The sequence below is a fragment of the Chromobacterium sp. S0633 genome, assembly GCF_024158805.1.
Lineage (GTDB): Bacteria > Pseudomonadota > Gammaproteobacteria > Burkholderiales > Chromobacteriaceae > Chromobacterium.
In genome coordinates this window covers 1-20,038 of sequence record NZ_JAMZGH010000023.1, presented here as the reverse complement: position 1 = coordinate 20,038, position 20,038 = coordinate 1, and the positions used below count along the sequence as shown (strand labels likewise).

Sequence of the window (20,038 nt, the reverse complement as noted above, 5' to 3'; positions counted from 1 at the left end):
CGCAACAAAAACGCACCCGCGGAATTAAACGGCCGGTTTGATCGCCACCGCGTTGACCAGCGTTTCCTCGCGCTTCTGTGGCACTTTGAAGCCAAACCACTCCAGCGCCCCCAAGTCCGGCCGGCTCCACCACAGATAGGGCATGGACACGCGCGCGGCCGGCAGCTCGAAACCGGCTCCGCGCAACAAGCCCAGGTATTCGTCCGCGGTTTTCTGGATGTCCATCGGATGACGGAACAACAAGCGGATAGGCAGCGAGTGGATGTAGCGCTTGGTCGATTCGGCGAACAGCAGCACCCCGCCCGGCTTCAGTACCCGGAAAAACTCCCGCATCGCCGCCTCCTGCTCCACCAGATGATGGAAGCTTTGATGGCAATACACCATGTCGAAGCTCTCGTCGGCGTACTCCATACGCGAAGCGTTGCCGAAGGCCAGCGTCACTGCGCTCGAGCAACGATCGGCGGCCGGACGCGCCCGCTTCTCGATGTCCGGGTCCGCGTCCAGCGCCACGATCTCGTCCGGCGCGAATCTGCGGGCCAGTTCGTCAAAGGAATGTCCAAACCCGCACCCCACGTCCAGCACCCGGGCAAACGCGCGCCGCGGCGGCATCATCCGCTCCAGATCGTTCAGCGCGCGCCGCAGCACATGCACTTTCCAGGTGGCCGTATTCAAGAACCAATTGCCAAAACGCGTTTCTTCAACAAACGGAAAAGTATTCTGCATTCTCAGATTCAAGCAAGGTATCCAACAAAAGCAGCCAGCCTCTCGCCCCAGGCCCCATCGACTCGGGCCAAAGGAAGGGCGCGCTCGCCGCAAAGACAAAAAACAGCCGCCAAGGCGGCTGTTGTCACACTCAATCAAACCGGGGGAACTACTGCAACAAGTCGCCCGCCTCCGACTTGGGCGAACGGCTCAGCAACTCCTGCACCACCCGCTGCGGATCATGCCCCTGGTAGAGCAGGCCGCAGACCGCGGCGGTGATCGGCATGTCCACTTCCAGCCGCTCCGCCATGGTCAGCACTTCGCGGGCGGTGGCCACGCCTTCGGCGACATGGCCCAGCTCCTGCAGCGCTTGCTGCAAGGGCTTGCCCTCGGCCAGCTTCAGGCCCACCTGGCGGTTGCGCGACAGCGCGCCGGTGCAGGTGAGTATCAAATCTCCCATGCCGGCCAGGCCCATCATGGTGTGCTGGCTAGCGCCCAGCGCGGTGGCCAGGCGGGTGATTTCCGCCAGCCCGCGGGTGATCAGCGCGGCGCGGGCGTTCATGCCGTATTCCAGGCCGTCGGCCACGCCGGTGGCGATGGCCATCACGTTCTTGACCGCGCCGCCCACTTCCACCCCCACCAGATCGGCGTTGGCGTACAGACGCAACAAGGGGCTGTGCAGATCGCGCGCCACTTGCCGGGCGAAGGCTTCGTCGTCGGAGGCGACGGCCGCCGCCGCCGGCAAGCCCTGGGCCACTTCGCGGGCGAAGCTGGGGCCGGACAGCACGCCGCAGCGGTGGTTGGCCGGCAACTCCTCGGCCACAACTTGATGCGGCAGCAGACTGGAGCCGGCCTCGAAGCCCTTGCAGGCCCACAGCAGCGGCGGCAGTTGCGAAGACAGCGCGGTCAGCGCCCGCAAGGTGGGCCGCAAACCGGCCATCGGCGTGACGATGAGGATGAGTTCAGCGTCGTGGATGGCGCGCGGCAGTTCCGCGGACAGCTTGAGCGCGTCCGGAAACGGGCAATCGGGAAGATAGCGCTGATTGACGCGCTTGGCGGCCAGCTCGGCCACCTGGTTGGCGTCGCGCGCCCAGAGCGTGACTTGATGGTGACGGGCGAAGGCGATGGCCAGGGCGGTGCCCCATGCGCCAGCGCCCAGGATGGCCAGTTTCATGCGTAGCCCTTACAAGCCCCAGAGGTCGGTAATACGAGCATAGCCGATGCTGCCGTCGCGGTGGCGCACTTTGACCCAGCCGCCCTTGGGCGGCTCTTGCAGCTCCACCACGCCGTCCTTGGGCACGGTGTAGGCCAGCGGGCCGTCGTTGGCCGGCGCGGCGCGCACTTCCGCCTTGTCGGCGGTGATCAGCAACCAGCGCTGCTTGGACAGCGCGGCGGCCGGAATCCAGGCGATGCCGCCGGTGGCGTCGCGCACCCGCGACCATTCCTTCTGGCTGCTCAGCACTTCCACCGGGTAATAGCGGCTCACCACGAACAGTTTCTTCGAGGTGAGCGTCGGCGCCTCGTACAGCGCCACGCCGGTTTCCTTCACCGAGCGAAACTCAAGTGCGGCGGCGCCGTGGGACAGCAGGCCCAGGCTCAGCGCCAGCGGATATACGAGGCGTTTCATTGCTTGCGTCGCCTCAGGCGTTGCCGGCTTCGGCCTGTTGCGCGCGTTGCTGCATGTACAGGGCTTCGAAGTTGATCGGGGACAACAGCACCGGCGGGAAGCCTGCGCGGTTCACTACGCTGGACACGGCTTCGCGCGCGTAGGGGAACAGGATGTTGGGGCAAGCCACGCCCAGGATGGGGTCGATGTCTTCGGCCGGCACGTTGCGGATCTGGAAGATGCCGGACTGGCCCACTTCGCACAGGAACATGGTTTTTTCCGGCAGTTTGGCGGTCACGGTCACGGTCAGGGTCACTTCGTAGAAACCGTCGTCCAGCTGTTTGCCTTCGCTGGCCAGCTGCATGTCGATTTCCGGCTGTTCTTGCTCCAGGAACACCTGCGGCGCGCTAGGCACTTCCAGGGACATGTCCTTCACATAAATTTTCTCGATGGAAAACGCCGGCTGCAGCTCTTGTTGTTCGCTCATCTCTTTGTCTCACACGGAGGCCGCTCGCAAGCGGCCGGTTTTGGAATGGTTAAAACAGGCCTGCATCATCGCACGAAAGCGGTTCAGGGCCAACCGCCCGCAAGCGCGCGGTTTGATCGCGGGCAAGCCGGCTCAATCGGCCAGCAGCAGGTCCAGCTTGCCGGCCTGGTTCAGCGCCACCAGGTCGTCGCAGCCGCCGACGTGGGCGTCGCCGATGAAGATCTGCGGCACGGTGCGGCGGCCGGTCAGATCCATCATCTTGTCGCGCTCGACCGGGTCCAGATCGATGCGGATTTCCTTGATCTCGGCCACGCCTTTGGCGGAGAGGATTTGCTTGGCGCGGATGCAATAGGGGCACACCGCGGTGGTATACATGGTTACGGGTTTCATCGATGGCTCTCGCGGAATCGGGCGCTCCGGCGAGGAGCGCGCAAAACCCGATAGTATACTCCCGCCGCGCGCGCCGAAACCGTCAATCCGCCATGTTCTTACTTGGACGCCTCGAAGCGGTCGATCAGATCGGCGACGATCTGGTCCATCGCCTTGCCCATCTCCGGCGCGCGCGGGCTGTTGACGATCACCGCCAGCGCCAGCCGGCGGCCGTCCGCGCCCAGCCAGTAGCCGGCCAGCGCCTTGACGTCCTTGAGGGTGCCGGTCTTCATCCGCAGCCGCGGCCCTTGCTCGGCGAAGCGCTTGCGCAAGGTGCCGTCCTCGCCGGCGATGGGCAGGCTGGCCAGGAATTCGCTGGCGTAGGGGCCGCGCGCGGCGTTGAGCAGCACTTGCCCCATCAGGCGCGCGCTCACCCGCTCCCGCCGCGACAGGCCGGAGCCGTTTTCCAGCACCAGGGTTTCATCGGAAATGGCGTTGGCCGCCAGCAGACGCCGCACCGCGTGCTCGGCGTTGGCGCGGGTGTCCTCTCCGCCGCCGCCCTCCTTGCCCAAGGTCAGGAACAAGGTGCGCGCCATGGTGTTGTTGCTGTATTTGTTGATGTCGCTGATCGCCACGGTCAACGGCTGGGAATCGTGACCGGCCAGTTCGCGCGCGCCGGCCGGCACCCGCCCCAGCCCCGCGCCCTTGGGCCCGGCGCCGCCCAGCGCCTGCCACAGGGCGGCGAAATCCTGACTGGCGAAGGCGTCGTGGTCCAGCACGTTGACGAAGGTCTTGGCACCGTCGCAACTGGGCGGCAAGGTGCCGCTGACGGTGACCGAGCGCACGTCGTTGGCGATGCTGACGTAGCGGCGCACGTCGGAGCAATCGTTCGCGCCGCTCTGGCCTCCGGCCTGCAGCTTGGCGTTGACGCTGACGCCGGCCAGCGGCGGGTCCAGCGCCACGCGCGCGCCGTCGGCGTCGACGTAGAAATTGAGCCAGGCCACTTTCAGATTGGTCAGATGGCTGTCCGGCTCCACGGTGAAGGCGCGGCCGGCGTCTTCGTCGAAGTCGCGGGCGCTGGACACGCCCTTGAAGGCGCTCTTGTCCAACACCAGCTTGCCGTCTATCCGTTGCACGCCGCGCAGCCGCAGGCCGTACAGCAGATTGAGCAGGCTGTCGTTGTTGAAGCGCGGGTCGCCGGCGCCCAGCCAGTAAAGGTCGCCTTGCAGCGCGCCGTCTCGCAGCGGAGCGGCGGACCACAGCCCGGTATGCCAGCGATAACCGGGCTTGAGCAGATTCAGCGCGCTCCAGCTGGTGATCAGCTTCATGGTGGAGGCCGGGTTGACCGCGCTGTCGGCGCGGTGGCCGGCCAGCGTCTTGCCGCTTTCCACCGGCGCGGCCCAGACGGCCACCTCCTCCGGCTTGAGGCCGTGCAGGTCCAGCGCGCAGGCCGGCCATGCCGACAGCAGCAGACAAGCCGCCGTCAGGGTTTGTTTCGTTTTTGCTTTCATTGGGCGATCACATGTCTTGCGGATCCACGTCCAGCGACCAGCGCAGGCCGCGTCCATGGCGTTTGGCCGCCGCTTCCACCTGCGGCAGCAATGGGTTCAAAAAAGCGTGCAGCGCCTGCCGTTGCGGCGCTTCCAGCACCAGCTGGGCGCGTTCGCGATTGGCGAGCCGCGCCATCAGCGCCGGCGCCGGGCCGGCGATCAGCACCTCAGCCGCCAGCGGCTCGGCCAGCCGGCGCACTTCGGCCAGGAAGGCGGTGGCCAGTTCCAGACTGGGACTGTCGGCGCGCAACAGCGCTTGATAGGCGCAGGGCGGGAAGCCGGCGATGCGTCTCTCGTCCAGCAGGGTCTTGGCGTAGCCGTCGAAATCGTGGCGCGTCAGCGCTTGGTATAGCTCATGATCCGGCCACTGAGTCTGGATCAGCACTTCGCCGGGAGCGTCGGCGCGGCCGGCGCGGCCGGCCACTTGCATCAGTTGCGCGAACAAGCGCTCGGAGGCGCGGAAGTCCGCGGAGTACAGACCGCCGTCCGCGCCCAGCGCCACCACTAGCGACAAGGTGCCGAAGTCGTGCCCCTTGGCCAGCATCTGGGTGCCTACCAGCATGTCCACCTCGCCGGCATGGACCTTGCGATAGATTTCGTCCCAGGCTTCCTTGCGGCTGGTGGTGTCGCGGTCTATGCGCAGGATGCGCGCCTCGGGAAACAAGCGCGTCAGCGCGGACTCCAGCCGCTGGGTGCCTTCGCCCAAGGGTTTGATGTCGGGATTGCCGCAATCCGGGCAGGCGCGCGGCACCGCCTCTTCCCAACCGCAATGGTGGCAACGCAGCTTGCGCTCCAACAGATGAACCACCAGCTTGGCGGAGCAGCGCGGACAGCCGCTGGTCCAGCCGCAATCGGTGCAGGCCACCACCGGCGCGAAGCCGCGGCGGTTGATGAACACCAGGCTCATCTCGCCGCGCGCCAGGCGTTGGCGCAACGCCTGGATCACCGGTTCGGACAGGCCTTCGGCCAGCTTTTGCCGGCGCACGTCGACCAGTTTCACCTCCGGCAGCCGCGCCGCGCCGTGAGCGCGCCGGCTCAGGGACAGCCGGCGATAGCGGCCGGCCTCGACATTGGCCATGGTTTCCAGGCTGGGCGTGGCCGAGCCCAGCAGGATGGGCACGCCGGCCTGGCGCGCGCGCCAGATCGCCAGATCGCGCGCATGGTAGCGCAAGCCGTCCTGCTGCTTGAAGGAGCCGTCGTGCTCCTCGTCCACCACGATCAGGCCCAGGCGCGGCAGCGGCGTGAACACCGACAAGCGAGTGCCTATCATCACGTCGGCGCGCCCCTGCCAGCCGTCCAGCCAGCCCCTCAGACGCTCGCCGTCGGCCAGATGGCTGTGCTGCACCGCGATGCGGCTGTCCGGAAAGCGTTGGGTGAAGCGCGTGATCAGCTGCGGGGTCAGATTGATTTCCGGCACCAGCACCAGCACTTGGCGGCCGGCGGCCAGCTGGTCGGCGATCAGCCGCAGATAGACTTCGGTCTTGCCGCTGCCGGTAATGCCGTGCAGCAACCAGGGCTGGTAGCCGGCCTGGCCGCGCAAGGCGTCCAGCGCGGCCTGTTGTTCTTCGTTCAGTTCGGGACTGTCCGCCACCCGCAAGGGCGTGGCTTCCGGCTCCACGCGGCGGACCTTCTTGTCCGCCAGCCAGTCCGCCAGCACCTTGCCCGCCTGCGGCGTCACCGCCTTGGCGGCGGCCAGCGTCAACGCGCCGTCCTGTAGCGCCTGCCACAGCGCCAAGCGGGCGCGCTGGCGGGCCGGCGGCGCTTCCGCCTCGCCTTGCGGCGTCAGCGCGTACGGCCGTTCATCCGGCAAGGCGATGTCCCGGGGCTCGCGCAGACCGGTGGGCAAGGCGGTGAACAGCGCCTGCCCCAGCGGATGGTGGTAGTAATCGGCGGCGAAGCGGACCAGGGCCATGAAGTCCGCCGGCAGCGGCGGCAGTCCGCTCAGCACGGACTCCAGCGGCTTGAGCTTGGCCGGGTCGATACCCTGCTGAGGTATATCCGTGACAACCACGCCACACAGCCGGCGCGGCCCGAAGGAAACCGCCACTCTTTGCCCGGCCATGACAGACAACTGGGTCAGGTAACTGAACGTACCTGGCAGCGGCACGTCCACGGCCACTTGCACGATGCTTTGCTGCCCCATCCGGCGCGCCCCCGAAGACAAATGCTGTTGTGACAAGGCTTTGCGGCCACTGTGCACAGATGCTGTGGATAACTTTGTGAACAAGCTGTCGCCTTGAGGTCGAAACGGCCCCAGATCAACATTTCCGTTAGATTGCGCAAAAATTAATCAATTATTTTTCTCTTTGTTTTCAAAGACTTAAATTGATCAAAAAAACATGAGCAATCGGCTTGACAAGAACCTGAACTCTGACTAGCAAATGTGCATAACTCCGAGAACGACTACGGTTCGCCTTGTCAATATCCTTGTTCATCCCAGTGTAAAAATACAATCCGGCCGCAGGAGAACCATTGGCCGGACAGGTAAGGATACCCCGACGACGCGCGGATGGCCTCAGGGGAAAAGTTAAATTTTCTGTTGAAAAAACAAATCCTTTTCCGCCGGCCGCGCTAACAGCAGCTTGATGCCGGATTTAGACACTGATAAAGCCGGCTTTAATGCCCGCCGGCCCGCGCCAACTTGGTGCGCCCGCCGGGGGGTATCGCGCCGGAACGGCAGAAACATGCCGCCGGCTTGAAAAGCGGTTTTTCAGCCCGCGGCATGGTAGGAGCGCGACAAGCGGTGCACCGCGTCCACCAAGGCTCCGGCATGCTCCGGTTTGACGTGCTGGGAGATGCCGTGGCCCAGATTGAAGACATGGCCGCTGCCGGCGCCGTAGCTGGCCAGGATGCGCGCCACTTCGCGCTCGATGGCGGCGGGCTCGGCGAACAGCGCGTTGGGATCGAAGTTGCCCTGCAAGGCCACCTTGTCGCCCACCCGGGCGCGCGCGGCGCCCAGATCCGTGGTCCAGTCCAGGCCCACGCAGTCGGCGCCGATGGCCGCGATCTCTTCCAGCCACTGTCCGCCGCCCTTGGTGAACACGATCACCGGCACGCGGCGGCCGTCGGCCTCGCGCTTCAGTCCGGCGACGATCTGACGCATATAGGCCAGCGAGAATTCTCGATAAGCCGCCTGGGTCAGCGCCCCGCCCCAGGTGTCGAAAATCTGCACCGCCTGCGCGCCGGCGTCGATCTGGGCGTTCAGATAGTCGATCACCGTGCGGGCGTTCACGTCCAGGATGTGATGCAGCAGTTCCGGACGGCTGTAGAGCATGGCCTTGACGTGGCGGAAATCGTCGGAACCGCCGCCTTCTATCATATAGCAGGCCAGGGTGAACGGGCTGCCGGAGAAGCCGATCAGCGGCACGCGGCCGTCCAGCGCCTTGCGGATGCTGGACACCGCGTCGAAGACGTAGCCCAGCTTGTCCAGCGCCGGCACCGTCAGCGCGCGGACGGCGGCTTCATCGCGCAAAGGACGCTCGAACTTGGGGCCCTCGCCTTCGGCGAAGTACAGGCCCAGGCCCATGGCGTCCGGCACGGTCAGGATGTCGGAAAACAGGATGGCGGCGTCCAGCGGGAAACGCTCCAGCGGCTGCAGGGTGACTTCGGTGGCGTAGTCGGGACTGGTGCACAAACCCATGAAGCTGCCGGCCCGGCTGCGGGTGGCGCGGTACTCCGGCAAATAGCGGCCGGCCTGGCGCATCATCCAGATCGGGGTGTATTCGACGGGCTGGCCAAGCAGCGCGCGCAGGAAGGTATCGTTCTTGAGCTGGGTCATGCGGCAATCAGTCCTGAATGACGAAAAAATAGAGCGTCATTATACCCGAGTCCCCCGGCCCAGTCCCCCCGCTTGGCGGCGCGCCTCCGCACGGCTAAGCTGTGCGCCATGAAGAAAACCGTACTCTTGTCCTGGAGCAGCGGCAAGGACAGCGCCTGGGCCTTGCATGTGCTGCGCCAAGATCCCGACGTCGAAGTCGTCGGCCTGTTCACCACCGTCAATCAGGCTTTCCAGCGCGTGGCCATGCACGCGGTGCGGGTGGAACTGCTGCAGGCGCAGGCGGCGGCGCTGGGTCTGCCGCTGCGCCAGCTGGCCATCCCCTACCCTTGCGGCAACGAGGATTACGCCAGCCGGATGGCCGACTTCGTCAACGCCTGCCGCGCAGACGGCGTCAGCCATATGGCCTTTGGCGATCTGTTCCTGGAGGACGTGCGCGCCTACCGCGAGCAGAACCTGGCCGGCAGCGGCATCGCGCCGCTCTTCCCGCTGTGGGGCCTGCCCACCGCCGAGTTGGCGCAAACCATGCTGCGCAGCGGGCTCAAGGCCAGGCTGACCTGCCTGGACCCGCGCAAGCTGCCGCGCGAACTGGCCGGCCGCGAGTTCGGCCAGGCCTTGCTGGACGCGCTGCCGCCCGACGCCGACCCTTGCGGCGAATACGGCGAATTCCACTCCTTCGCCTGGGACGGCCCGATGTTCCTGCGCCCGGTGCCGCACGCGGTGGGCGAGACGGTGGAGCGGGACGGATTTGTATTCACGGACTTGCTGCCGCTGGACCCTCAACGCGGATAGAACCACAGCTCCTTGCGCTGCAGCGGCGTCTCCTTGGGCAGCAGGGGGTTGGGCAGCTCGATGATGCGCCGCTGCGCCAGGTTCAAGGCGCGCAGGCGCGGACCGTTGAAGCGCAGGAACAGCTTGTCGAAGCTGCCGTCCTTGATTGCGGCTTCCAGGCCCTGAGTCAGCGCCCGGGCCAACTCCGGCCGGCGCGGCGACACGAAGAAATAAAAAGCCGCCGGATAGTGCAACACAATGTAAGGGTCCAATACCAGGCCCTTGGCGGCGTCGGACTCCAGCTCCTGGCCCACCTCGATCACGCTGCGCGGGAAATAGTCGAAACGCCCCTGACGCAGCATGGCGAACAGCGGCAGGTACAAGGGGCTGGCCACCACCGGCAAACCGGCGGCGCGCAGAATCTGCGTATCCGGCCAATCCTGCCCTTGCCCGGCGCTCAGCGTCTTCAAATCCGCCAGCGTGAACGCCTTTTCAAACAGCCGGGCGCGCTTTTGCGACACCAGCGGCACGCGCCAGCCGATCAAGCCCTTATACAGGGGAATCCGCACCGGCAGGGCCTTCTGTTCGCGCTCGCGGCTGCTCATGCCCCAGAACAGATCCACGCCGGCGTCGCCGTGCGCCATCTGCTCCAGCGCCCGCCCCTGATTCATGTCCAGCGCGCTGCTCAGCTCGCAACTGAGTTTGGCCTCGCTGCACGCCAGTTGCAGCAAAGCCTGCATATAGGGCAGATGCGGGTCTTGCTCTCCGGACACCAGCGCGTAGCGGATAGACAAAGTTTGCCCCTGCGCCGGCAGCGCCAGTACGCACAGCAGCAGCATCAAGATTCGCGTCAATGCGCGCCCTCCCGAGAAAACCCTGTTCATTATGGCCGCCGCTTAGACGCTGTTCAAAGTCAGCCGCGCTTCATTGAGCCGCTGCTTAGAGCCAGCCCAAGCCGCCCAGCAAAGCGCCGGCCGACAATAGCCACAAGGGATTGATCGCAGTGCGCCACGCCGTCAGCGCCACCGCGCCGCACAGCAGCCAAGCGCCCGCGTCGGCATTGGCCGCCTGGCTCAACAGCCAGGCGCTGGCCGCCACCAGCCCTATGGTCAGCGGCGCCAGTCCCCGTTGGATTGCCCGGGTCAGCGGCGCCTGCTGATAACGCTGCCACCAGCGCGCCACGTAATAACTCAACACCGACGATGGGCCGCAAATGCCGAGCATGCTGACCAGCGCGCCCGGCACCCCGGCCACCTGCCAGCCTATCAGACTGACCACCAGCACATTGGGGCCGGGCGCGGCCTGGGCGATGGCGAACAGCGCGGCGAACTCGCGCGCGTTCATCCAGCCCTGCTCCACCACCAGGCGTTGCAGCTCGGGTATCAGCACATTGGCGCCGCCCACCGCCATCAGCGACAACAAGGAAAACTGCCATAGCAGCGTCAGCAGTATCACGCGCCCTCCTTCGGCCGGTCGCGCCAGGCCAAGCCGATGGCGACGGGCGCCAGCAAGGCCAGCGACCACAGCAAGGGCAGTTGCAAGACGCCCAAGGCGCAGAAAGTCAGCGCCGCCACCAGCGCGCACCACAACTTGCGCTCGATGCGCGCCAGCAGCCGCAGCCCCATCGCCGCGATCAAGCCGGCGGCGGCGGAGGCCAGGCCGTGCAACACATTCTGCACCAGCGGCAGTTGCCGATAATGGCCGTAGAAGGACGCCAGCAGCAGCACGATGACCATGGGCGCCAGCAACAGGCCGGCGATGGCGGCCAAGGCTCCGCTCACGCCGTGAAAGCGGCTGCCCACCGCCACCGCGACATTGACGATATTGGGGCCCGGCAGCACTTGCCCCAGGCCCAGCACCACGGCGAAATCCGCCTCGCTCAACCAACGACGGCGCAGCACCATCATCCGGTGCGCCTGCGGCAACACGCCGCCGAAACCGGTCAGCCCGATCGAGAAAAAGCCGGCGAACAAATCACGCCGGCTGGGCGTCCGCACATCCGCTTCCATGCCCTTTCCTCTCGTCAAATCAGCCATGCGTCCACGCTACGCCGATGCGCGCCGCAGCTCAAACGAAAATCGCTGACAGGCCCTGTCAATAAAACTCACAGCGCGCCCAGGCGCTCCAGAATGAAGTCTATGAACACTCGCAGCTTGGGCAAAGGCCGGCGGTCCTGCAGATAAATCAAATGCATGGGCTTGGGCGGCGGCAAACAGCCCGGCAGCACCTCCACCAGCCGGCCGGCGGCCACATCGTCGCCCAGCAAGGCCTCGGCTTGCAGCACGATGCCGCCGCCGGCCAGCGCCACCATGCGCAGCGCCTGGCCGTGATTGGACTGAAAGCGGCTGGCGCGCGCCCACTCGCCTGCGCCCAGCAATTCCCAGCCGTCGTCCTTGCGCCACAGCGAGAAACCCAGGCAATCATGCGCGGCCAGATCCGCCGGCGTGCGCGGCACGCCCTTGCGCGCCAGATAGGCGGGCGCCGCCGCCACCATCATCCGATAGGGCTGCAAGGGCCGCGCCACCAGGCCGGAGTCCGGCAGCCGGCCGATGCGAAAAGCGGCGTCGTAGCCGTCGGCCACCAAGTCGACCAGCTCGTCGGACAAACTCAGGTCCACGGTGATGTCCGGATAGGTTTGCATGAACTCGGCCAGCAGACCGGCCAGGCGCAGAGAGCCGAAAGTCACCGAGGCGTTGACGCGCAGCACGCCGCGCGGCGCGCCGCTGATCAGTTCGGCCCCGCTTTCCGCCGCGCGGATTTCCGCCAGAATGGACTGGCAGCGCTGGAAATAGTGCGAGCCCAGTTCGGTCAGTTGCTGACGGCGGGTGGTGCGCGCCAGCAGCCGGCCGCCCAGCCGCTGCTCCAGGCTGGCGATATGCTTGCCCACCATAGGCTGGGACAAACCATGCGCCTCCGCCGCCGCGGTGAAGCTGCCGCGTTCCACCACCGCCACGAACAGCTCCATGCTCAATAGGCGATCCATGCCATTCATAACCCACAGTTTTCAATCTTGTTCATCTTAGCGGATTAATCAAGACGCCGCGCGGGCGCAGAATGGCCGGGTCTTGTACTTGTCCGGGAGATCCCCCATGAAAAAGATTCTCATCGTCGGCGCCCACGGCACGCTGGGCCAGGCCGTCAGCCAGGCGCTGTCCCATCATCAGCTGATCAAGGCCGGCAGCCGCCGCGGCGACGCGCTGGTGAACCTGACCGACGGCGACAGCATTCGCGCGCTGTTCGAACGCATAGGCAAGGTGGACGCCATCATCAGCGCCACCGGCAAACTGCATTTCGGCCCCCTGGCGGAAATGAGCGCCGAGCAGTTCCGCGTCGGCCTCAAGGACAAGCTGATGGGCCAGGTGGAACTGGCCTTGATCGGCCAGCACTATCTGAACGCCGGCGGCTCCATCACGCTGACCAGCGGCATCGTCAGCGAGCAGCCCATCCGCTTCGGCAGCAACGCCAGCGCGGTGAACTCGGCGCTGGAGGGCTTTGTCCGCGGCGCGGCGGCGGAACTGGACGGCGGGCGTCGCATCAATGTGGTCAGCCCCAATGTGCTGCAAGAATCCTGGGAGCAGTACCGGGACTTCTTCCCCGGCTTCGAGGCGGTGCCGGCGGCGCGCGCGGCGCTGGCCTATGTGCGCAGCGTGGAAGGCGTGCAGACCGGTCAGACGTTGCGCGTCTGGTAAGCCCGGCGCCTTAGAAACCGTTCAATGTCGGTAGCGCGTCTGCGCTACGGCCTTGAACAGCGCCTTAGTCGTAAATCGTCAGCAATTCGGCCATTTCGCGCCTGCCGGCGGCGGACAGACAGGCGGCCTTCAGTTTGCCCAGCATCGCGGCGTCGCGCGCCAGCTCGCTGCGCTTGGACACGTAGAGCGCCATCGGTTCGTCGCCCTGCGCGTATTCGGTCAGATTGGGCAGGCTGCCGCCCATCTGCCGCAGCGCGTGGCCGCAGCCGGGACGCACGCACATCATCGCGTCCAGCCGGCCGGCTTGCAGCATGCGAAAACCCTGCGGCATGTCCGACACCTCCACCGGCGCTGCGCCGCTTTGGGCGATAAAGCCGTCCAGGGTATGGGTGCCGCGCAGGACGCCCAGGCTGCGCTGGCGGAACCAAGACGGGCCGATGGGCGTCACCAGGCCGCGGCGATGATAGAGCACGGAGATGCGGATAGACGCCGGCCGGCACAACTCCACGGCGAAACGCGAGCGCTCCGGCGAGGCGGTCACCAGCGCCAAGGCGTTGCGGCCCTGTTTCAGTTCTTCTATCACCCGCGGCAGAGGCCGGACGTCTTGGGTCAGCGCCAACCCCGCCTCCCGCGCGACGAAGCGGATGAAACGCGGCGCCAGGCCGTCCTGGCTCGCGCCGTCGCCCCAGGGCCCGATGTCCTGGCTGGAAGAGTGGTAGCCGGACGCCAGCGCGGGCAGCGCCAGCCAGCCCGCCAACAGTCCCCGCCATTGCTTGGCCATGCCTTTCCCCTTGATTGAGACGCCGCGCCTAGCCTCACTATAGCCCGCAATGAAAAAGCCCCCGCAAGCAAGGCTCGCAGGGGCTTTCCTTCAAGCGGAACCGCCGGCGCGGCCGCTCAGATGTCGGCCTCGACCGCGTTGCCGTTGGCCTCCATCCAGCTGCGGCGGCTGGACGCCTCGCCCTTGCCCATCAGCATGACGAAAGTGGACAGGGTCTGCTCCAGTTCGCCGACGCGCACCCGCACCTGCGACAGCCGGCGGGTGTCCGGATTCATCGTAGTGTCCTTCAACTGCTCCGGGTTCATCTCGCCCAGGCCCTTGAAGCGGGAAATGCTCCAGGCGTTTTCTCGCACGCCTTCGCTGCGCAGCCGGTCCAGAATGGCCGTCATCTCGCCTTCGTCCAGCGCGTACAACTTGCGCGGAGGACGATGCTTGCCCTGCCCCGGCACGTCCACGCGGAACAGCGGCGGCTGGGCCACGTAGATGTTGCCGTTTTCGATCAAGCGCGGGAAATGGCGGAAGAACAGCGTCAGCAACAGCACCTGGATGTGGGAGCCGTCCACGTCGGCGTCGGACAGGATGGCGATCTTGCCGTAACGCTGGCCGGACAGGTCTGGACGGTCGTTAGGGCCGTGCGGATCCACGCCGATGGCCACCGAGATGTCGTGAATCTCGGCATTGGAAAACAGCTGATCCTTGTCGGTTTCCCAGCTGTTGAGCACCTTGCCGCGCAAGGGCAGGATGGCCTGGTATTCCTTGTCGCGCGCCAGCTTGGCGGAACCGCCGGCGGAATCGCCCTCCACCAGGAACAGCTCGTTGCGATCAATGTCCTCGCTCTCGCAATCGGTCAGCTTGCCGGGCAGCACCGCCACGCCGGAGCCTTTTTTCTTTTCCACCTTCTTCACCGACTTCAAGCGCGACTGCGCCTGGCGTATCGCCAGCTCGGCGATTTTCTTGCCGGACTCCACGTTCTGGTTCAGCCACAGCTCCACCGGATCTCGCGCCAGGCCGGAAATCAGCTTCAAGGCGTCGCGGCTGGTCAGCTTGTCCTTGGTCTGCCCCTGAAACTGCGGGTCCAGCACGCGGGCGGACAATACGAAGCGCACGCGGCTCCACACGTCCTCGGCCATCAGCTTGACGCCGCGCGGCAACAGATTGTGGTGATCGATGAAGCTCTTCACCGCGTCGAACACGCCGGCGCGCAAGCCGGCCTCGTGAGTGCCCCCCACCGGGGTCGGAATCAGGTTGACGTAGCTTTCGCCGCTGGCGCCGTCTTCGAACCAGGCCATGGCCCACTGCGCGCCTTCGCCCTTGGCGAACTGCTCGTGATCGTCGCCGATATAGGCTTCGCCGGCGAACAAGGGCGCCACCGGCTCGTCGCCGTTGCACAGTTCCGCCAGATAGCTCTTCAAGCCCTCCGGGTACTGCCAGACCTTGACTTCGTCGCCGCTGGGGCGCTCCACCACCAGGGTGACCGCCACGCCGGGCAGCAACACCGCCTTGGCGCGCAGCAGACGCTCCAACTCCGGCAAGGAGTAGCGCGGGCTTTCAAAATACTTGCCGTCCGGCCACACCCTGACCCGGGTGCCGCTGGTGCGCGGGCCGCAATCCGCCACCCGAGCCAGCGGCTCGATGACGTCGCCGCCGGAAAACACCAGGCGGTGCACGCCGCCCTCGCGCTTGACCTCCACCTCCAGCCGGGTGGACAGCGCATTGGTCACCGATACGCCGACGCCGTGCAAACCGCCGGAGAAGGCGTAGGCGCCGCCGTCCTTCTTGTTGAATTTGCCGCCGGCGTGCAAGCGGGTGAACACCAGTTCCAGCACCGGCACGCCTTCTTGCGGATGCAGGCCGACCGGAATGCCGCGGCCGTCGTCTTCCACCGACAGCGAGCCGTCCTGATGCACCGTCACCGCGATCTTGCGCGCAAAGCCGCCTAGCGCCTCGTCGGCGGCGTTGTCTATCACTTCCTGGCAAATATGGGTGGGGTCGGTGGTGCGGGTATACATCCCCGGCCGTTCCTTGACCGGCTCCAAGCCTTTCAGCACCCGTACCGACGACTCATCGTATTGTTGCGTCATGTTTGAATCTTGTTGCTCAGCAAATTACGCCAAACGCCGCGGCCACGGCCGCGGCGCAAAAAAAGACAGCGGGCCAGGCCCGCCGTGTCGCTTCGAGGCCGCGCGCGCAGACGCCGCCGCCCGGCGGCGCGTCAATGCGGCTCCTGGGCGCGGCCAAGCCGGGCCAGATAGGCCTCCCGACTCTCCACCCCGCGCAGGAAGCGCGACAACTCGGCCAGCGCGCGCTCGTACACCTCGCGCTTGAACTCGATCACCGCGTCCACCGGCGCCCAGTATTCGTTCCAGCGCCAGCCGTCAAACTCCGGGTGGCTGCTGGCGCGCAGGCAGACATCGCACTCGCGCCCCACCAGCTTCAGCAGAAACCAAATCTGCTTCTGCCCCTTGTAACTGCCGCGCCACTCCCGACGCACCCAATTGGTGGGCACCTCGTAGCGCATCCAGTCGCGGGTGCGTCCCAGTATTTTCACATGTTGCGGCAGCAAACCCACCTCTTCCAGCAGCTCGCGATACATCGCGGCTTCCGGACTTTCGCCTGGCTTGATTCCGCCTTGCGGAAACTGCCAGGAATGCTCTCGCACTCGCTTGCCCCAGAACACCTCATTTTTGCCGTTGATGAGGATGATTCCGACATTGGGGCGGTATCCGTCCCGGTCCAGCATTGGAAAACCTGCAATTCATCTAGTTGAACGAATTTTTGCACATTTCGCCCCGCCTTGCCATGGACTCTATCGCCGGCCCGGCAAAGGCCCGACTTCGTCCGGAACTGCGCTGGCGCAAGGATTGCGCAGGCGCGGACTCCCCCAAGAGGCGAAAACGATGCTACGATTCCACGATTAAACGTCAAACCCAACGCTTACATGGCATTTCTGCTAAAAAGATCGTTGCTGGCCCAGCTGCCCAAGCTTCGCCTGCAAGCCGACGCCATCACCACCCTGCACCAGACCGCCGACTTCCGTCTTAGCCTGCTGGAAGCGATCGCGCAGGCCCGGCACCGCATTTATATCGCCGCGCTCTATCTGGAGCACGACGAGGCCGGTCAGGAAGTGCTGGACGCGCTGTTCGCCGCCAAACAACGCCAGCCCCAGCTGGACATCCGCGTGATGGTGGACTGGCACCGCGCCCAGCGCGGGCGCATCGGCGAGAGCCAGGACAGCTGCAACGCCTCCTGGTATCGGGCCCAGGCGATGCGGCACAGCGTTGACGTGCCCGTCTACGGCATTCCGGTGCAAACCCGCGAGTTGTTCGGCGTGCTGCACCTCAAAGGCCTGATTGTCGACGACCAGGTGCTGTACAGCGGCGCCAGCATCAACAACGTCTACTTGCACAAGCTGGACAAATACCGTTTCGACCGCTACCACCTGATCCGCAACCAGGCGCTGGCGGACGTCATGGCCGACTATATGCACGAGCAGTTCTTCAACGACCCCGCCGTCTTCCGGCTCGATAAGCCGGCGCCGGCCACCCGCAGCATCCGCAAGGAAATCCGCGTCTTCCGCGACAAGATCAGCCATAGCCAATACCGGATTGAAAACCAGGCCGGCGCGGAAGACGAGCTCAGCGTCAGCCCGATTGTCGGCATCGGCAAGGGCAACGCGCTCAACCGGGTGATTCTGGAACTGATTGCCAACACCCGCAGCTCGCTGTTCATCTGCACCCCCTATTTCAACTTTCCGCGGCCGGTGGTGCTCGCCATCAGCAAGGCGCTGCGCCGCGGCGTGCAGATCGACATCGTCGTCGGCGACAAGACCGCCAACGACTTCTACATTCCGCCCAGCGAGCCCTTCCGCGTCATCGGCGCGCTGCCCTATCTCTACGAAATGAATTTGCGCCGCTTCGCCAAGCGCCAACGCCATTACATCGGCACCGGCCAGTTGCGCGTGCACCAGTGGAAGGACGGGGACAACACCTATCACCTCAAAGGCATGTTCAGCGACCAGCGCCACATGCTGCTGACCGGCAACAACCTCAATCCGCGCGCCTTCCGCCTGGACATGGAAAACGCCTTGCTGATCAGCGACCCCAAGGCCGAACTCAAGCACCAGAACCAACAGGAACAGGAAAACATCCTGCGCCACAGCCGGCAGCTGCTGCACTACCGCGAACTGGAAGACGTGCGCACCTATCCCGAGCAAATCAAGAAGCTGCTGACCCGCCTGAGCCGCGTGCGCATCGACCGCATGCTCAACCTGATGCTGTAAACGGTTCAAGGCGCGCTAAAACGCCGCCGTTCCCCGCCGGCATCGGCCCATATGCTAAAAAGATGAAAACGCTTAGCAAAACATGGAGCCCCCGATGCCGGCCATCAAGATCGACACCCAAAACCTGAGCATCAGCCGCGATCTGTCGGAAAAGTGGCAGCAGGTGCTGGATCTGCTGGCCAAAATCGTCGACATCCCCGCCGCGCTGATCATGCAAAAGCAGGCTCCGCGCATCAAGGTCTTCCTCTCCAGCCATAGCCAGGGCAACCCCTACGAAGAAGACGAGCTGGCCGACCTCGACACCGGCCTGTATTGCGAGACCGTGATGAGCAGCCGCAGGGATCTGCTGGTGCCCAACGCCTTGAAAGACCCGGACTGGGATCACAATCCCGACATCAAGCTGGGCATGATCTCCTACCTGGGCATGCCGCTGATCTGGCCCAATCAGGACGTGTTCGGCACCATTTGCGTGCTCGACCGGGCCGAAAACCCCTATAGCCAGACCCACAAACAATTGCTCGGCCAATTCCGCGCCATGGTGGAGCGCGATCTGCACCAGGTGTATCACGATCAGGCCAGGGAACAGGAAGACGCCATCCTGCGCGCGGACGAGGCCGAGCGGGTCAGGCGGGAGTTCGAATCTTTGCGAGCCGGGGAGCAAAAAGCGCTGCAGGCGCTGCGTGAAAGCGAGGAGCGCTGGCATTTCGCGCTGGAAGGCGCCGGCGACGGCGTCTGGGACTGGAATATCGCCGGCGACACCGTCTTTCTGTCCTCCCGCTGCCGACAACTGCTGGGACTGGACGAGCGGGACAGCGAGGCGTTCAAGCTGTGGCAAACCGGCATTCACCCCGACGACCTGCCCGAAGTCGAGGCCGCGATCAGCCGCTACCTGCGCCAGCCGGAAGGGTCTTTCACCTCGGAACACCGTTTCCGCGCGCAAGACGGCTGGATATGGCTGCTGAGCCGCGGCATGGTAGTGGGCCGCGACGAGCAGGGACGGCCCTCGCGCATGATAGGCACCTACTCCGACATCAGCCGGCGCAAGCAGGCGGAATCCGAGCTGCAGCAACTCAACAGCCACCTGGAAGAACGCGTCGCCAAGCGCAGCGCCGAGCTCAAGCAAGCCATGCAGCAAATCAGCATCGCGGAAAAACAGACGGCGCTCGCCCGCATGGTCGCCGGCATGGCGCACGAATTGAACACCCCGATAGGAAATATCCTGCTCAGCGCCTCGGTCTTGCACGCGGACCTCAAGTCCATCATTCGCGCCGATGAAGCCAAACAGCTCTCGCGCGGCAATCTGCAAGATTTTCTGCGCAAGACAGTCGAAACCAGCGAACTGCTGCAAAGAAACAGCGAGCTGGCCGGCGACCTGATAGGCCGCTTCAAGCTGATCGCCTCCGATCAACTCACGCAGCCCAAGCGCGCCTTCAAGCCCGCTCAAACCCTCGCCCAACTAACGCGAGCCTTGCTGCCGCCGGAGCACTATCCGGACATCCGACTGACGCTGGAAGCGCCGCAAGACCTGCAAATCGAGAATTATCCAGGCGCTTTGGAGCAACTCCTGTCCCACTTGATCGCCAACAGCCTCGCCCACGGCTTTGACGGGCATGATCGCGGCCATATCGACATCCGGCTGCAAGCGCAGGAAGATGCCCTGCTGCTCTGCTATTCAGACAACGGCAAGGGCATCGAGCCGGAGCTGCAACACAAGGTGTTCGACCCCTTCTTCACCACGCAAATGGGACAAAGCGGCTTGGGACTGGGGCTGGCCATGGTGCACAACATCGTGCACACCATCCTGAAAGGCGACATCCGGCTGGACAGCGCGCCAGGACAAGGCGTTAGCTTCACCATCCGCTTCCCGCCCAATCAACGCTGAGGCCACCAGGCGAAAATCCATAAAAAAAGCCTCCCTTTGGGGGAAGCTTCCGTGTCGCCGTTCAACAGCACAATGCATAAAGCCCAGCTCGATTGAGCTGGGCTTTGCAATGGGGCGTCTGGCGGTGTCCTACTTTCACATGGCGAA

19 protein-coding genes are annotated in these 20,038 nt (G+C 65.1%); 4 read left to right on the top strand and 15 right to left on the bottom strand.

The window, feature by feature from the left end; genetic code table 11:
- Nucleotides 1-24 precede the first annotated feature (24 nt).
- The 8 genes from NK214_RS14230 to hemE all read right to left on the bottom strand — a co-directional run bounded on the left by NK214_RS14230 (nt 25) and on the right by hemE (nt 8,492).
- Nucleotides 25-672 carry a class I SAM-dependent methyltransferase gene (locus NK214_RS14230; protein ID WP_227104667.1) on the bottom strand — a complete coding sequence of 216 codons (648 nt, stop codon included), beginning with the start codon at nt 670-672 and terminating at the stop codon, nt 25-27.
- 199 nt (nt 673-871) lie between these two features.
- Entirely contained in the window at nt 872-1,876 is a 1,005-nt protein-coding gene (locus tag NK214_RS14225; protein WP_227104668.1) for an NAD(P)H-dependent glycerol-3-phosphate dehydrogenase, read from the bottom strand.
- Nucleotides 1,877-1,885: 9 nt separating this feature from the next.
- On the bottom strand, nt 1,886-2,329 hold the full coding sequence (locus NK214_RS14220) for an SH3 domain-containing protein (protein ID WP_107800321.1): 444 nt from the start codon (nt 2,327-2,329) through the stop codon (nt 1,886-1,888).
- 13 nt (nt 2,330-2,342) lie between these two features.
- Nucleotides 2,343-2,795: a protein-export chaperone SecB gene (gene secB / locus NK214_RS14215; RefSeq protein ID WP_107800322.1), complete on the bottom strand. Its 453-nt coding sequence runs from the start codon at nt 2,793-2,795 to the stop codon at nt 2,343-2,345.
- A gap of 132 nt (nt 2,796-2,927) precedes the next feature.
- Entirely contained in the window at nt 2,928-3,185 is a 258-nt protein-coding gene (grxC, locus tag NK214_RS14210) for a glutaredoxin 3 (RefSeq protein ID WP_107800323.1), read from the bottom strand.
- Nucleotides 3,186-3,283: 98 nt separating this feature from the next.
- Nucleotides 3,284-4,675 (bottom strand): D-alanyl-D-alanine carboxypeptidase/D-alanyl-D-alanine-endopeptidase, encoded by a 1,392-nt coding sequence (dacB, locus tag NK214_RS14205; protein ID WP_253314807.1) that lies wholly within the window; start codon nt 4,673-4,675, stop codon nt 3,284-3,286.
- A 7-nt stretch (nt 4,676-4,682) separates the two neighbouring features.
- On the bottom strand, nt 4,683-6,857 hold the full coding sequence (locus NK214_RS14200; protein ID WP_227104670.1) for a primosomal protein N': 2,175 nt from the start codon (nt 6,855-6,857) through the stop codon (nt 4,683-4,685).
- A gap of 567 nt (nt 6,858-7,424) precedes the next feature.
- Nucleotides 7,425-8,492 (bottom strand): uroporphyrinogen decarboxylase, encoded by a 1,068-nt coding sequence (gene hemE / locus NK214_RS14195; protein ID WP_107800326.1) that lies wholly within the window; start codon nt 8,490-8,492, stop codon nt 7,425-7,427.
- Nucleotides 8,493-8,600: 108 nt separating this feature from the next.
- Between hemE and NK214_RS14190 the strand changes: the two genes are divergently transcribed.
- On the top strand, nt 8,601-9,281 hold the full coding sequence (locus NK214_RS14190) for an ATP-binding protein (protein WP_107800327.1): 681 nt from the start codon (nt 8,601-8,603) through the stop codon (nt 9,279-9,281).
- Here NK214_RS14190 and NK214_RS14185 read toward each other — a convergent pair.
- From NK214_RS14185 to NK214_RS14170, 4 genes are all read right to left on the bottom strand, one after another.
- Nucleotides 9,269-10,114, bottom strand: a complete 846-nt coding sequence (locus NK214_RS14185) for an ABC transporter substrate-binding protein (RefSeq protein WP_199225917.1) — start codon at nt 10,112-10,114, stop codon at nt 9,269-9,271. The genes NK214_RS14190 and NK214_RS14185 overlap by 13 nt on opposite strands.
- Nucleotides 10,115-10,199: 85 nt before the next feature.
- Nucleotides 10,200-10,715, bottom strand: a complete 516-nt coding sequence (locus tag NK214_RS14180) for a chromate transporter (RefSeq protein ID WP_227104672.1) — start codon at nt 10,713-10,715, stop codon at nt 10,200-10,202.
- Nucleotides 10,712-11,269 carry a chromate transporter gene (locus NK214_RS14175; protein ID WP_235087073.1) on the bottom strand — a complete coding sequence of 186 codons (558 nt, stop codon included), beginning with the start codon at nt 11,267-11,269 and terminating at the stop codon, nt 10,712-10,714. The genes NK214_RS14180 and NK214_RS14175 overlap by 4 nt, the downstream gene beginning before the upstream one ends.
- 95 nt (nt 11,270-11,364) lie before the next feature.
- Complete coding sequence (locus NK214_RS14170) at nt 11,365-12,243, bottom strand: LysR family transcriptional regulator (protein ID WP_107801931.1); 879 nt, start codon at nt 12,241-12,243, stop codon at nt 11,365-11,367.
- A 106-nt stretch (nt 12,244-12,349) separates the two neighbouring features.
- Here NK214_RS14170 and NK214_RS14165 point away from each other — a divergent pair, with 106 nt between their 5' ends.
- Entirely contained in the window at nt 12,350-12,949 is a 600-nt protein-coding gene (locus NK214_RS14165; protein ID WP_235087068.1) for a short chain dehydrogenase, read from the top strand.
- 64 nt (nt 12,950-13,013) lie between these two features.
- On the opposite strand, the gene NK214_RS14160 is transcribed toward NK214_RS14165, so the two are convergent.
- The 3 genes from NK214_RS14160 to NK214_RS14150 all read right to left on the bottom strand — a co-directional run bounded on the left by NK214_RS14160 (nt 13,014) and on the right by NK214_RS14150 (nt 16,470).
- The gene (locus NK214_RS14160) at nt 13,014-13,730 is read right to left on the bottom strand and encodes an ABC transporter substrate-binding protein (RefSeq protein ID WP_253314806.1); all 717 of its coding nucleotides are present in this window, start codon (nt 13,728-13,730) and stop codon (nt 13,014-13,016) included.
- Nucleotides 13,731-13,846: 116 nt separating this feature from the next.
- Complete coding sequence (gene parE, locus NK214_RS14155; RefSeq protein ID WP_107800332.1) at nt 13,847-15,811, bottom strand: DNA topoisomerase IV subunit B; 1,965 nt, start codon at nt 15,809-15,811, stop codon at nt 13,847-13,849.
- A 131-nt stretch (nt 15,812-15,942) separates the two neighbouring features.
- Nucleotides 15,943-16,470, bottom strand: coding sequence for an RNA pyrophosphohydrolase (locus NK214_RS14150; protein WP_019103838.1), 528 nt, complete (start codon nt 16,468-16,470; stop codon nt 15,943-15,945).
- Nucleotides 16,471-16,668: 198 nt separating this feature from the next.
- Here NK214_RS14150 and pssA point away from each other — a divergent pair, with 198 nt between their 5' ends.
- Both pssA and NK214_RS14140 read left to right on the top strand, forming a co-directional pair.
- On the top strand, nt 16,669-18,009 hold the full coding sequence (pssA, locus tag NK214_RS14145; RefSeq protein WP_253314805.1) for a CDP-diacylglycerol--serine O-phosphatidyltransferase: 1,341 nt from the start codon (nt 16,669-16,671) through the stop codon (nt 18,007-18,009).
- A gap of 94 nt (nt 18,010-18,103) precedes the next feature.
- A complete protein-coding gene (locus tag NK214_RS14140; protein WP_253314804.1) occupies nt 18,104-19,891 on the top strand; it encodes an ATP-binding protein in 1,788 nt (595 codons plus the stop codon).
- The last annotated feature ends 147 nt before the right edge of the window (nt 19,892-20,038 follow it).